11 protein-coding genes are annotated in these 13,476 nt (G+C 39.2%); 6 read left to right on the forward strand and 5 right to left on the reverse strand.

Annotation, left to right across the window (positions count from 1 at the left end; all coding sequences use genetic code 11):
• From CALSC_RS09810 to CALSC_RS09820, 3 genes are all read right to left on the reverse strand, one after another.
• Nucleotides 1-282: gamma-glutamylcyclotransferase family protein (locus CALSC_RS09810; protein WP_235006749.1), on the reverse strand; the 282-nt coding region annotated here is incomplete at its 3' end.
• 241 nt (nt 283-523) lie between these two features.
• Nucleotides 524-1,993, reverse strand: coding sequence for a hypothetical protein (locus tag CALSC_RS26980; protein WP_235006746.1), 1,470 nt, complete (start codon nt 1,991-1,993; stop codon nt 524-526).
• A gap of 351 nt (nt 1,994-2,344) precedes the next feature.
• Nucleotides 2,345-2,842 carry a hypothetical protein gene (locus CALSC_RS09820; RefSeq protein WP_088241173.1) on the reverse strand — a complete coding sequence of 166 codons (498 nt, stop codon included), beginning with the start codon at nt 2,840-2,842 and terminating at the stop codon, nt 2,345-2,347.
• Between the two features lie 198 nt (nt 2,843-3,040).
• Here CALSC_RS09820 and CALSC_RS28020 point away from each other — a divergent pair, with 198 nt between their 5' ends.
• The 3 genes from CALSC_RS28020 (at nt 3,041) to CALSC_RS27400 (ending at nt 8,093) form a co-directional block, all read left to right on the forward strand.
• Nucleotides 3,041-3,847: a phosphatase PAP2 family protein gene (locus tag CALSC_RS28020; protein ID WP_088241174.1), complete on the forward strand. Its 807-nt coding sequence runs from the start codon at nt 3,041-3,043 to the stop codon at nt 3,845-3,847.
• A gap of 277 nt (nt 3,848-4,124) precedes the next feature.
• Nucleotides 4,125-7,166 (forward strand): DUF2157 domain-containing protein, encoded by a 3,042-nt coding sequence (locus CALSC_RS09830; protein ID WP_235006747.1) that lies wholly within the window; start codon nt 4,125-4,127, stop codon nt 7,164-7,166.
• 129 nt (nt 7,167-7,295) lie between these two features.
• Nucleotides 7,296-8,093: a hypothetical protein gene (locus CALSC_RS27400; RefSeq protein ID WP_235006748.1), complete on the forward strand. Its 798-nt coding sequence runs from the start codon at nt 7,296-7,298 to the stop codon at nt 8,091-8,093.
• A 165-nt stretch (nt 8,094-8,258) separates the two neighbouring features.
• Here CALSC_RS27400 and CALSC_RS09835 read toward each other — a convergent pair whose 3' ends face one another.
• Nucleotides 8,259-8,843, reverse strand: a complete 585-nt coding sequence (locus CALSC_RS09835; RefSeq protein ID WP_088241179.1) for a Uma2 family endonuclease — start codon at nt 8,841-8,843, stop codon at nt 8,259-8,261.
• Between the two features lie 172 nt (nt 8,844-9,015).
• Between CALSC_RS09835 and CALSC_RS09840 the strand changes: the two genes are divergently transcribed.
• The gene (locus CALSC_RS09840; RefSeq protein WP_088241175.1) at nt 9,016-10,161 is read left to right on the forward strand and encodes a quinone-dependent dihydroorotate dehydrogenase; all 1,146 of its coding nucleotides are present in this window, start codon (nt 9,016-9,018) and stop codon (nt 10,159-10,161) included.
• A gap of 185 nt (nt 10,162-10,346) precedes the next feature.
• Here CALSC_RS09840 and CALSC_RS09845 read toward each other — a convergent pair whose 3' ends face one another.
• Nucleotides 10,347-11,105: a hypothetical protein gene (locus CALSC_RS09845; protein WP_088241176.1), complete on the reverse strand. Its 759-nt coding sequence runs from the start codon at nt 11,103-11,105 to the stop codon at nt 10,347-10,349.
• Between the two features lie 447 nt (nt 11,106-11,552).
• On the opposite strand from CALSC_RS09845, the gene cbiB reads away from it, so the two are divergent.
• Together cbiB and pyrR are read left to right on the forward strand one after the other, a co-directional pair.
• Nucleotides 11,553-12,518, forward strand: coding sequence for an adenosylcobinamide-phosphate synthase CbiB (cbiB, locus tag CALSC_RS09850; RefSeq protein WP_088241177.1), 966 nt, complete (start codon nt 11,553-11,555; stop codon nt 12,516-12,518).
• Between the two features lie 97 nt (nt 12,519-12,615).
• Nucleotides 12,616-13,158, forward strand: a complete 543-nt coding sequence (gene pyrR / locus CALSC_RS09855) for a bifunctional pyr operon transcriptional regulator/uracil phosphoribosyltransferase PyrR (protein WP_088241178.1) — start codon at nt 12,616-12,618, stop codon at nt 13,156-13,158.
• Nucleotides 13,159-13,476: the final 318 nt, after the last annotated feature.

Genomic DNA, 13,476 nt, shown 5'->3' on the forward strand with positions numbered 1-13,476 from the left:
AAGTGTACTAGGTACATCTTCCCGTTTATCCAGAGCATGACTACATCGCCAAGGAAGTTGATATAATACACCATGAACTACCCAAGCATAGTCGGGGATTACGTCAAGTACACCAGACTTTCTATTTTGGGAGTAACGGTAAAACCCTAATCTATAACCTTGTAACTTGGCGGCACCGACAACATAGGGATAAGTATTTTCACCCAGAGAACGCTGCAAGTCTACAGGGCACATACAACTACCATAGGCAAAGTAATAAAAATCTTGCTCTTGCTGCTGCATTTGTTTTTGTTTCAAGTCTAACTTGGCGGGATTATAGATTTCAGATTTCACCAATATCCTAACCTAATTGCCTAGTATTATATATAGCATTACGAAATTAGGGCGCGGATATTGTTGAAGCACTGAACCTAGAAAAATAACCTTATTACTTATTACTTGCGCGCAGCGCTATATGTTGCCATAATCTTTAAGAAAGAAGATTAGTCATAATTTTTCCTCAAATCATTCCAGGCTTTAACAACTACTTGTAGATTTTGAGAGGGATAATTGCAGATTTACTCCTCGGACTTTTAGTAATGGGTTTAGAATTTGGATCTAACTGAATCTTCACTACTTCTCCGACTCGATAAACCCATTGATTCTCACCATCACTGACAGTGACTTGCCAACCTTTTACCACTTCCGAATGACAAGCAGGATTATTCTGATTGATTTCTAAACAAGAATCAGTCCATTGTTGAGGTTTCGCTGTTACGACTTGTAACTGAGAGACAGGTAATCTTGCATCTCGGGATGCTTGCGCCAAAATTTTCTCAACAATATTTTGAGGTAAGTTATTAAGGGCAACTTTAACAGACTTATTAACTAATTTAACCAGATTTCCTCGGCGATCGCTGAGAAAAATTAAATTTTCTTTATCTGTAGCTACAACAACTTGCCAACCTGGTATTCTTACTTGATTAACATGCTGCCATTGTTGGGGTTGTGATTTGACAATTCTCAATGATTTTTTCGGTAAACCAGACACTTGACTTGCTTGACTTAAAACTCTCCGACTTACAGATGAGGGTAAAGTCATCCGACTTGCAGCAATATTTAACTTGACTTGTTTACCATCAGGATGAGCATGATATACCAAACTTTGTTTACCACCGACAACAGATACTTGCCATGCTTTGACAGCAATTTGAGTACAAAATTCACCTTTGTCTGGCAAATTCAGACAGCTATCAGTAGTTATTGATTCAACGTTAGCAATACGTAATTTAGATTTGTTAATACCAAGTCTTTGGGAAGCGTCTTGTACAACAGCATCACCCACTTTGGAAGGTAAGTTAGCAATATTAATCTCACTGGCTTGTTGATTCAATTTGATAATTGAACCAGTTTGATTGAGGTGATAAACCAGGGTTTGTTCTTTTGCACCAACAATAATTCTCCACCCAGGAACTAAGGCTGTAGTACAAAATTGATTCTCATCTGCTAATTCTAAACAGCCATCTCTCCAAGTACGCTGTTTTACTTGCATAATTATCAGTTCAGAAGGTGGTAAGTTCAAACGTTTAGCAGCTGTTGTCAACACAGCATCTTTAACAGTTTTTGGTAAATTTACTGTTTGTTGATTTGTGGGAATATTGGCATTTGCTAAACGTAAAGAATTGCCGTTGATATTAGTATGATAAACCCATTTTTGGTTGCCGTCAGAAACAATAACTTCCCAACCATCTACAAAAGCTTGGGTACAAAATTCCTTGGGTTTAGCTACTTCAAGACAGCCATTTCGCCAAGTACGTTGACGATAACTCAGAATATTAAATTTATTTTCCGGGATACCTTGTCTACGGAATAAATCTTTAACTATAGCTTTGACTACAGTTTGAGGTAAATATTGGCTATTATGATTATTTTTTAGGACTTGAGCAATAATTGTAGGAACAATATTATTAATAGCAGCGTGGGAGGTTTCCACAAATATTAATTCACTACTCACAGATAATATACTGATGAAAAATAAAATAGTAAATATCCGTACTTGTTTGGTAGTGCTATAAATTTTCAATAGATTTTTCATACTGAGATTATCAACATTAATTAATAGTCATTCTTCAAAAGACTATCAGTAACTCAGGAGAAAACAATATATAATTACATAACTTTACTAGCTTGGAGGCAGGAAAATAGCCTTGCTATTTAATTATATTTATATTGTTGTGACACTCAATTTATTGGCATATATAATGCTATGGGCAAGTAATAAATAATAAATAATCCGTTTAATATTTACCAAGCTGAATAACGATTAATTTAATCTGATTTTATTTTGTAGATATTTTGATTATTGTTAAGCAATAAGTGCTTGTTGCTCAAATACTTTGTGACGAGGTGCATCAAATCTAATAGTAGTAGCAGCCCAGTCTTTTAAATCAGGGGCTAGCCAAATTAAATTGCAGAGGATATCATCATTTATCCACAGTACCAATGGGAATTGAAATTTTTTGGGAAACTCATCGCGCATGAGATTAGTGGAAATAATGAACTGATTTATGGCAGTGATAGACTCTAAACCTCGAATCATCAAAGATGAAGGCTTAGTATCACCGACAATATCATTAATAGTGGTGTAAAGAGTTTCTGTAGAAGGAGGAAGAAGAATTTCATTAATTTCTACAGGAGAAAATTGTATTAATGAACTCAGTAATTGCTGCTGCTTATTGACAGAGTTACAGCACGCTAATAATAATGAAAACTGTCCTTGAGAAATAGTGATTGCTCTTGCTAAACGCTTGGTAGCATTTATCGTATTTAGCGTACTGTCTGGAGAACCAATTAAGCTAATCATGAATCATCCTGAGTTGGTTTTTTATAAATCATGGAATTTATCAGAAAAACTACCCACTAAATCCTATGTCAAGGGATACGTGGGTAATTTCAGATAACACGAAATCGGACGCTGTATGACGATTCTAATCACAATGTATATTTTGGGGGTGTGGTGCGTTACCCCGCATTTAAATTTTGGGGTTGAAATAGATTGACAATGGCAGCGATAAAATGGATTCAATCCCTGTTAGGGGAACAATGGCAGCAATTCTTTCTAGCTATTACCTATCTAGGCTCAGAATATGCCTATATTGTATTCATGACCCTTTATTATTGGCTAATTAACCCGATGGTGGGTAGGCAATTGGGAATTATAACCAGCTTGAGTTTGGGGTGTAATATTTTACTTAAAGATATATTTTTCTATCCTCGACCATTTGAATTAGAAGCAAATTTAGCTTCTCCTGCGGCTCAACTCACTGCTAGGGGCTCATCTTTTCCCAGTGGACATTCCCAAGGAACAGCTACATTCTGGTTGTTTTTAGGATTATACTACCAGCGTTTGTGGTTGTGGACATTGGGGACAGGAATTGTAGTACTGGTGGGGTTGTCTCGCTTGTATTTGGGAGTTCACTTTCCTGTAGATGTGGGGGTGGGATTACTGTTAGGTATTTTTTTTGCTGTGTTGGGGGTGGGTTTCTCTTTGTTAACCCCCACATCATTAGTGGTGAAAGTGGTTATTGTGGTATTTAATTTTTTACTAGCGATCGCTTTACCGAATTTAGCACGTCCCTTGGGAGTTCTATTGGGTTTTGTCTTTTCTAATCCCCGTTTTCGTCCACCCTCGACTTGGAAAGGGAGATTATTTTTTATTGGTGTTGGTTTACCCTTAGTTTTACTCGTTCATCAGGGTATTAGCTGGATTTTAGGAGATTTTTCTGATATATCTGCAATTATTTTTTGCCACTATGCTTTTCTAACATTATTTGCCACTGAATTACTACCTCGCATGGTTAATAAGTAATAAGTAATGAGTAACTTAGATTTATTAACTTACAATCAGATTTGTACTTTATTTTATCCGCATTCCTAAGTAATAAGTTTACTGTTAATAGTTTTCAGCCTTAAACAATGTCTTAACCTATATGCATAGTACTAACGCTGGCTCCACAACATCGCACTTCTCTCTGAATTTATTCGTGGAAGCTCCCTCCTCAAGCCCCTATATTTATATATGGGGTTTCTCCCCTGCTCCCTGCTCCCTGCTCCCTGCTCCCTGCTCCCCTGCCTCTTTGTGACTCATGTCATTACCACCCAATCACCCAATAGAATTAATTATCAGGCTACCATCTTCCCACCCAAATCTATTACATGGACTGGATGTATGGCTAAATTTAGGTTTAATATCTGATGCTCAAGTGAAGCAGTTATGCCAAGAAAATTTGAGTTGTCGGGTAGTATTGCAACCAGTATTAAAAAAAGACGTTGTTACCCCAGAACCTGTACTTACACCCAGCAAATCCACAACAGAACTAGCCAAACCCAGGAAACCCAACCTGGTAATTTCTATGTTCCAATCCTTGCAAGCAGAATTGAGCGTGCGCTGGCTGCTGTTTTTAGGAATGTTTCTGGTGGTAATCTCCTCTGGGGTACTTGCAGCTAGTCAGTGGGAGAAGTTCCCAGGCTTTTTGCAGTATGGGATTTTATTGGCTTATACCCTCAGTTTTTGGGGAGTAAGTTTTTGGGCGGGGAAACAGCCTAATTTGCGTTTAACGGCTGGGGCATTACTAATTGTCACCCTGTTGTTAATCCCAGTCAACTTTTGGGCTATGGACACTTTTGGATTGTGGCATAATCCTATAGGCTGGATTGCATTGGCGATCGCTACAACCATTCTCACATTCATTACTATTTTACTGGGCAATAACCGTCTATTTATTAGCCAAACTCCTACGAAGTTATATTTAATCAATCTATTGGGGTTGAGTTATTTGCATTGGGGTTGGAGATTACCATCTTTTCCCCTAATAGCTGTTTATCTAGCTATGATAATCACCACCGTAGCTACGGTTTGGCAAACCCTGAATCAGCAAGTTTCGACACAACCAGAGGAACATCACTCAGGATTAGGGATTAATTTACCAACAACTGTCATTACCTATGGATTAGGGATGTTGTTGGTAAGAGCAATTTTTATCGTCCAAGTAGATATTACCCAACTTGGTTTAGCTATTGGTGTTTGCGGTTGGTTGATGAGTTGGTTAGCACAGCAAAGGGAAGGGAGGGTAGATATAGAAGATAGGGAACCTTTACCCTCTAATACTCTTGGTTCTTTGTGGCAATTAATTGGTGGTATTCTGTTATTTTTGGGTTGGGGAATGACAGTATTCACCAATCCTCAGCAAGGAATAGCAGTTAGTGGCTTGGCTATCTGGTTTTTTTCTCGTCGCTTGCAAATATATAGTTTAAAACCAGATTTAGCAGCTATTTTCCTCATTGGTTTGCAGTCTCTGTGGTTAGGTTGGCGATTAATCCCTGATGAATTGCAAATATGGGCGGTAACAACTGGAACTCAACTTACCAATTCTCAAAATCATCCTTGGGCATTGTTGAGTGTCGTGCTGTTCCCTTATGTTATCTTCATGGTTGCCTGTACAGATAGGTTGTATAGAAATGAGCAAGGAAAGCTAGGATTATTTGGCGAACAATTAACTCTTACCCTTGGCATGATATTAACTGCCATTTCCTTAGAAAATATTGCCCTACAATCCCTAAATTTAATTTTTTCTACCATTACCCTGGCAATTGTGAGCACAAGAAGGGCTTCTATCAGCAATGTTCTGGTATATCTAACTCATACTACCGGCTTACTGACAGTATGCTCCATCATTCATTGGTGTTTGCCCCAATTGACAAATGAGCTTTGGGCAAGTGCATTGTTAGTAATCATGGTAGCAGAGTTTTTATCCAGTATTGGTGAGGGGATATGGCGACGTAGCGCATGGGTGTTCGGTTTAATATTAGCCAGCCTCAGTTTTTTCTTGCTGTGGAGCAATAGCGATTCATTGTGGTACAGCATCAATGTAAGTCAAAATCATTGGGGTATAATCTGGTTCATTGTTACTGTAATGTTGACAGTAGTTGCCATTCGTAGCCAAGGACTACACCGTACCCTTAATGGTAACTTAAGTGTCTGCACCTTGATTACTGCTCAATTGTTAACTCTACCCGTCACCAATGCCAGATTAATTGGTTTACTAATTGGTGCAGTGCTGATGGTAGTCAATACTAACTACTTGCGTCACAATTTATATGGTTTAATTACCGTTGGTTTAGGTTTGGGTGCTGTGGTTGCAGGATTGTGGAGATTCTTACCGGGATTACCTTTACAGAACTGGTTAGTCATAATTTCTGCCTCAATTATCAGCTTATGGCTATGTCAAAAAGCACTCAAACACCAGAATCAAGAACTAACAACTATCTATGCAATTGCCATTGATCGCTGGGCGATCGCTTTATGTGCGGTAGAATTATTCATACTCAGTCTGCACTCCATCTTAATTTATCAAGGCATTGTTCAGCCTGGATGGTTATATGTAGTTGCGACTGGTATTACTTTAGCAGCCATTATCACTCGCAGTCCCAAACAACCTCACATTGCGTCATTTTACGGTATTGCTTGGTGTTTAGAATTACTTGTAGCTGAAATTTTAGCATTTGGTGATCGCTCAATCATAAAAATAGCGATCGCTAATATTGGCTTAGGTTTGATTGCTCAGTTACTAGGGGAATGGTGGCAAAGAAAATACCATCTACAAAAGTTACCATCACATTGGCATATTTTACCCTTAATATACGGTGTATTTGGCGCTGTTCTGCGTTACGATACCTTTGCTAATTGGACGGGTTTATCTTCCTTAGCACTAGCTTTGATTGTGATTAATATTGGACGACGCAGCCGCAAACTAAAACCCCTAGTTTACATAGGCATGGCTGGAGTATCAATTGCAGCTTACGAACTATTGTTATATCAACTTTCCCAAGCATCAGGGGGAGCAATGGGAGATGGTGTAATTGCCCTAGCAGTTCTCGGCACTAGTATTATGTATGGCTATCGTCTACTTTCCCCTTGGCTGACAAAATACTTCCGGCTCCATTCCCAAGAATTACAAATATGTGCCCATATACACTGGGTTATTAGTAGCTTTTTCCTCATAGCAGCAGCTTTTCGTCCCTTTACAGCCATTCCCCTGGCTTTAGGAATTGGGGCATTTTTAATCCGCTATGCCATCTTTCAAGGTAGAACTCGCCAACATAAAATACCCGCAGATATTTGGGTATAAGTAAGTCGGCACAATAAAACCAAACTATGTGGAGAAAAGTAAATAAGGCTAAAACCCTTTTTCCCCCTGCTCCCTGCCCCCTGCCCCCTGTCTTATCCAAACGATAATTTTTTACGCCTACCTACTTACATGGGCTTATTAGAAGTAGGTATATTCAGTATTTACTTGCAAAATCTTCCTATCGCCACCCTGTGGAGAAGTGCTTTATTCCCTTGGCAAAGTGCGATTGCAGCTATAGGATCTTATTTTCTCTTCATCCTCCCTTGGCAAAAATGGGGATGGAATCGTACACCGTGGCGGAATGCAGCCTATGCTTTACCGTTGATTAGTTTATGGTTAACTTGGTTTGCAGTTTACCCCATCACCCTAATTATCGTTGCTGGATTTTATCTCTTTGTTGCTAAAGCCACCTCAACCTTCCGTTTTTCCTATGTCAGCCTAGTCTTAGTTGATTGGGCATTATGGCGATGGTGTTTACAATTTAACCTAAATAATTCCTTATACTACGTAACTATACTGGGATTATCCATCCTCTACATAGCCCAATTCGATCCCTATCTGCGGCTACCAGCAGCGAAACCACAACGACATATATTGCGTATCATTGGTACTAGCTTAATTTGCGGTTGGGCAGTTGTATTTAACCAAGACACAGCCTTAGTACCAGTAATTATTAGCTTCATCGCCATCTTTACCGGATTAGGTTTACAAGTGAGGGCATTTCTTTACGTGGGTACAATAGCCTTTTTACTCACAGTATTCTACCAGTCAGTAGTATTGAGCTGGGAATATTCCTACTTAAAATGGGTGATTGGCTTATTTACAGGTATTGTTATAATCTATATTGCTGCCAACTTTGAAACTCAACGCGATCGCTTGACCTTGTTAATTCGTAGTATTGGCGATGAATTAGCCACATGGCAATAACTTAAGTAATAAAATTTTCATATAGCCCTACGCGCAAGTAACAAGTAATAAGTTTACTGCTCGTAGCTTTCAGCCTTCAGCAATGTCCTAACACAATTGCATAGTGTTATAAAATATCACTAATTAAATCAGTGTAATCCGCTAAATCAGTATAATCTGTGATGCTCAAGGTGTAATCTGAGGAAAAACTCTGGACAAATCTAGGGATAAATCCACAAAACCAGGGAGCATGACTACCTGATGAGGTTGAAAAATTCGCTTGACACTATAAGCAAAGTTACCTGTTAATTCTTCATAAGGCTCGCTATAGCATTCTAAATGTTGAGCGACTAAATTAAATATCCAATAATCAATAATCCCAGCTTCTGCATAAAGGGGAATTTTAATTTGCTGGTCATAATTCAGTGAGGAATCAGCAATTTCAATTACTAATAAAACATCCTTTGGTGTGGGATGAGCAGATAAATAATTATCAGTTGTAGAACGGACAATCGCAAAATCCGGCTCTGGCTCGCTACTTGAAGGCAAAGTAATGGGATCTTGACATTGTAATTCTGCCCTTCCTGCTACTAATTTTGCTAGTTCTCTGAGTAAATTTCTGCAACAAGTCGTGTGTGCTGTCCCTTTAGCCGCCATTTGCATAACCTCCCCACGAATTAGTTCCACTCGCTCATCTTCATGGAAGAATCCAATTTCCGTTAACCGATGATATTCTTCAAGAGTAAAGCGTCTAGTAGTTGTAATAGTCATATAATTTCTTCTAAATCTGTATTCTTCTATTTTGACTGAAATTTGATTGACAGGAAGCATCATCAATACCTCCTCCCGACTCCCGACTCCCGACTCTCGATTCTCGATTCCCAACTCCCCATTTTCAAGCCATTAGGTAATAATGAAAATGATTCGACAATAGCTGAAATAGGTGGATATTTATCAATCTGCAATTCGTCCTTTGCTCTTCAACCTGCTGAAAACAGATCCAGAATTTTTGCAGCAGCAGACAATTCGTAGTTTAACTTGGTGGGAACACAATAGCATTCGCCCCCCTGGTAATTGGCTCCATCAACAATTACAAAAGTCCTTATGTTTTGCTGATCCTCGTTTAGAACAACAACTATGGGGACTACATTTCCCTAACCCAGTTGGTTTAGCTGCTGGATTTGACAAAGATGCTGCTGCGACTAATATTTGGTCTAGTTTGGGTTTTGGTTTTGCCGAAATGGGAACCGTAACCTTTCATCCCCAACCAGGAAACCCCCGTCCCCGTTTATTTCGCCTACCAGCAGATAGCGCCGCCCTCAATCGCATGGGATTTAACAATAATGGTGCCCAAGCAATGGCAAATCGGTTAATTGCTCAAAGGCAAAAACAATATACCCCTGTTATACCCATTGGTATTAATCTTGGTAAATCTAAGGTAACACCCCTCACAGAAGCCCCTACAGATTACCTGCAAAGCTTCCGCTTACTGAAGGAGCTAGGAGATTATTTTGTGGTTAATGTATCTTCTCCCAACACTCCAGGATTGCGATCACTCCAAGATGCTGCCATGCTTAGTTCTATACTGGCTGCATTACAAGAAGAAAATAATGCACATAAACCATTATTTGTCAAGATTGCTCCCGACTTAGAATGGTCAGCGATCGCCGATATTATTGATTTAGCAAAAACCTACCAATTGGCAGGGATTATAGCCACTAACACCACCATTAGCCGTGATGGGCTGAAAACTTCCATCATTGAAGCAACAGGTAATCCTCCCTCCCAGGAAGCAGGCGGAATTAGTGGTATACCAGTACGCGATCGCTCTACGGAGATTATTCGATTTATTTGGCAGCGCACCCAAGGGGAAATACCCATAATTGGTGTTGGGGGAATTTTCAGCGCTGATGATGTCTGGGAAAAAATTACTGCCGGAGCTAAGATTGTACAAATTTATACAGGATGGATCTACCAAGGACCTTGGATAGTACGTCGTATTTTGGCAGGTTTACTTACCAAATTAGACCAAAATGGACTTAATTCAATCTCTGATGCTGTGGGATATAAGGCAAAAATCAGCAATTAAAAATGCTTGATCTAAACTTCCGGGTAATCTCGCCTGAGGTTAAATATAGCCCTTGCCGGAATAATTACCGCTCATGGGGCAAGATAAATAGAGAAAATATCTTGCCCATGAAACTTCTATTTTTTCCATCTGGCAAAAGTTGATGTTGCCAGGGGTCTTCTATATTTTTGCTCTCATCAGGCATATCAACTTTGATTTTCGTCATCTTCAGGGAAGAATTCCTTACTTCTTGGGGAATATACCCAAGCAATGCCATCAGGGTCACGATTCCGACTCCATTCGTTGAAATCAGGGTCATTACGCCGTTTATACACAGTACTGGAATAAACATTGAGTCGTTTTGCCAATTCCGATTGAATCAGAGAGCCAAAAACCAACTGTTGTTCTAGGGGTACTTTTGTTTCCTGATGGCTTGATGGTATTGATTCAGGTTCAACTTCAACTTCAACTTCAACCCCAAACTCCTGTTCATTTTCCTTGGTTGGAGGTGGCGCTAGCAATTGGGTAGCCGCAGCTGTCCTCGATGGAGCAGACTGAATTTCTGCTGGAGGTTCGCTATCATCTAAAATATTACCCAGAGTACCAGCAGTGAAGAAGTAATAAACTTTACTACCATTATCGGCATCTGAGGGAATAAATCCAAATTCTTCTGCCTTGGTATCTAAGTAACGTTTTGCTATGGAACCAGAAAAATTACACCTCATTGCCAAATCAACAGGAGTCATTGTTCCTTGGTTCTCAGACAGCATTTGATTGAAAATAGGGTTAATTTTTTGACACCATAATTGCCACTTATAGCGTTGCCAAATTTTTAACCCTAATGCAAAGAGAATTACTGCCACCCAAACACGCCAGGTAGCAACCAGGAAAATAATTAAAAATGAGATTGGCAAAAGTAGAACAAGATAGCCTTTGCCATAGCCTTCTATTGTTTTTTCACTCATGCCGCTTATTGCCACAAGATTTGTTTTGGTCAATATTAACTATCTTGGCAAAAAGTGGGACATTTGTTTGTATTTTTTGGCAAAAATGTGGCAAATGTTATTGACAAAATATACACAACTACCCGTACCTATTGAACAGATGAATCTGTGAAAGTACGGTAAATTGGGACATTCATCTTAAATTCAGAAAAAAATAATATTTTTTTGCCGCCCCAATAAATTAGTTGTTTTTATGAAGATATATTAATGAAATAATAAGATGTTGATCGCCCTAAGTAAGTCGGCACAATAAAACCAAACTATGTGAAGAAAAGTAAATAAGCCTAAAACCCTTGTTCCCCCCGCTCCCTGCTCCCTGCCCCCTGCCTGATCCAAACGATCATTTTTTACACCTACCTACTTATAGGTTGAAAGATTTTTGATGTTTGTTGATATCAGCAGTTAATGATGGCTAGTTATAGTGTAATTATTCTTGCAGCCGCTTTAGATTACCTAATCGGCGATCCTGTAAATATGATTCATCCAGTACAAATCATGGGATGGGTGATTTCTTCCTGGAGCAAATTAGCTGAAAAATACTGCCATCATCCCCTCACACAAAGGTTAAGTGGAGTTTTCCTGGGTATAATTGTCATAGTTGGTAGTGGTGCGATCGCTCAATTAATTGTGCAAATAGCTAAAACTGGGCATCCATTCCTAGGGATAATAGTAGAAAGTGTCTTATTAGCTAGCTGCTTTGCTGGTAGAAGTTTAAGAAATGCAGCCATAGCAGTTTTACAGCCTTGGGAGGAAGATGATTTATCTACAGCTCGTTTAACTTTAAGTAGGTATGTTGGGCGAGATACAAAAAATCTGACTGCACCAGAAATTTTACGAGCTATCCTGGAAACTGTGACAGAAAATGCTACAGATGGAGTCATGGCTCCTCTATTCTATGGGATCTTGGGGGCATTGTTACCGGGGGTAGAATCTGTGACTTTAGCTGTGGCGTATAAAGCTAGCAGTACCCTAGATTCGATGATTGGCTATAAGGATGCACCTTATACTTATTTAGGGTGGTTTAGTGCCCGCTTAGAGGATATCTTAACTTGGTTGCCTTGTCGTTTACATGTGATTACCCTGGGGATAATTGCTGGTAAACCCCTGAAGGTTTGGCAAATCTGTCGCCGAGATGCCATCAAAGATCCTAGTCCTAATTCTGGTTGGAGCGAGTGTAGCTATGCTGCAATTTTAGAAGTGCAGGTAGGAGGAATAAATTGGTATCGAGGAGTGGCGAAATACAAACCATTAATGGGAGATGCCATTCACCCTATTACTTCCCAATCAATTCACCAAGCCTTACAACTAACTAGATATAGTTTCTTACTTTGGTTGGGGGTGACAGCTCTATTGCTAATCCTGGTAAATAGGTGATGATACAACAGGAGAATTTAGAATTTAGAATTTAGAATTATTACCCCATCGATGAATCTAGGGGCTTGTATCCAGTTTGTTTTTCGGTCATTAATTTATGAATGGTTCAACCAAAGTGGTTGAGATTCTCTCACCAGAAGAAATTCGACGTACTTTAACCCGTCTTGCGTCCCAAATTATTGAAAGGACGCGAGATTTGTCCCAACTGGTGTTAATTGGTATTTATACCAGGGGTGTATCTGTAGCTGAATTATTAGCACAGCAAATTGAAGCATTAGAAGGTATATCTGTAATGGTGGGAGCTTTAGATATTACATTTTATCGAGATGATTTGGATCAAATTGGATTACGTACCCCAGCGAAAACCGATATTCCTTTTGATCTCACAGGGAAAACGGTTGTACTTGTAGATGATGTAATTTATAAAGGACGGACAATTCGCGCTGCTTTAAATGCGGTGACAGAGTATGGTAGACCAGAGGTAACTCGTTTAGCTGTGTTGGTAGATAGGGGTCATCGGGAGTTACCAATTCATCCAGATTTTGTCGGTAAGAAACTACCAACCGCTAAGGAAGAGATTGTCAAAGTTTACTTACAGAATATAGATGGCAAAGATGCAGTGGAATTAATTGGAAATTAGGGAATTTTGGCAACAAGTCTAATATATTATTGAAAGTCCAAGTAATAAATTTACTGTTCATGGGTTTCAGGGTTCAAGAATGTCTTAACCTAATTGCGTAGTGCTATCCTTGCAAGGAAATTAGGATTTTAAACCTAAAATTCTTGCATCTGTTATTTTTTCTGACAGAAATAATAGAACTGGAATTTAAACTAAACTCCAGTAATAAAGAATAGAAAAAATCAGGAATGAAACTGTTCGCTGTTCCCTGTTCCCTGTTTCCTACCTCCACCAAGGGACTTTTATGCCTAACGGCACGCTCCGCGAACAGCAAGCCCT

This window comes from Calothrix rhizosoleniae SC01 (assembly GCF_900185595.1).
In the GTDB taxonomy this organism is placed as follows: domain Bacteria; phylum Cyanobacteriota; class Cyanobacteriia; order Cyanobacteriales; family Nostocaceae; genus Calothrix_A; species Calothrix_A rhizosoleniae.

Coding starts and splice junctions, on each gene's coding strand:
- CALSC_RS09820 (WP_088241173.1), bottom strand. CDS start 2,842: ATGATTAGCTTAATTGGTTCTCCAGACAGTACGCTAAATACGATAAAT.
- CALSC_RS28020 (WP_088241174.1), top strand. CDS start 3,041: ATGGCAGCGATAAAATGGATTCAATCCCTGTTAGGGGAACAATGGCAG.
- CALSC_RS09830 (WP_235006747.1), top strand. CDS start 4,125: ATGTCATTACCACCCAATCACCCAATAGAATTAATTATCAGGCTACCA.
- CALSC_RS27400 (WP_235006748.1), top strand. CDS start 7,296: ATGGGCTTATTAGAAGTAGGTATATTCAGTATTTACTTGCAAAATCTT.
- CALSC_RS09835 (WP_088241179.1), bottom strand. CDS start 8,843: ATGACTATTACAACTACTAGACGCTTTACTCTTGAAGAATATCATCGG.
- CALSC_RS09845 (WP_088241176.1), bottom strand. CDS start 11,105: ATGAGTGAAAAAACAATAGAAGGCTATGGCAAAGGCTATCTTGTTCTA.
- cbiB (WP_088241177.1), top strand. CDS start 11,553: ATGGCTAGTTATAGTGTAATTATTCTTGCAGCCGCTTTAGATTACCTA.
- pyrR (WP_088241178.1), top strand. CDS start 12,616: ATGAATGGTTCAACCAAAGTGGTTGAGATTCTCTCACCAGAAGAAATT.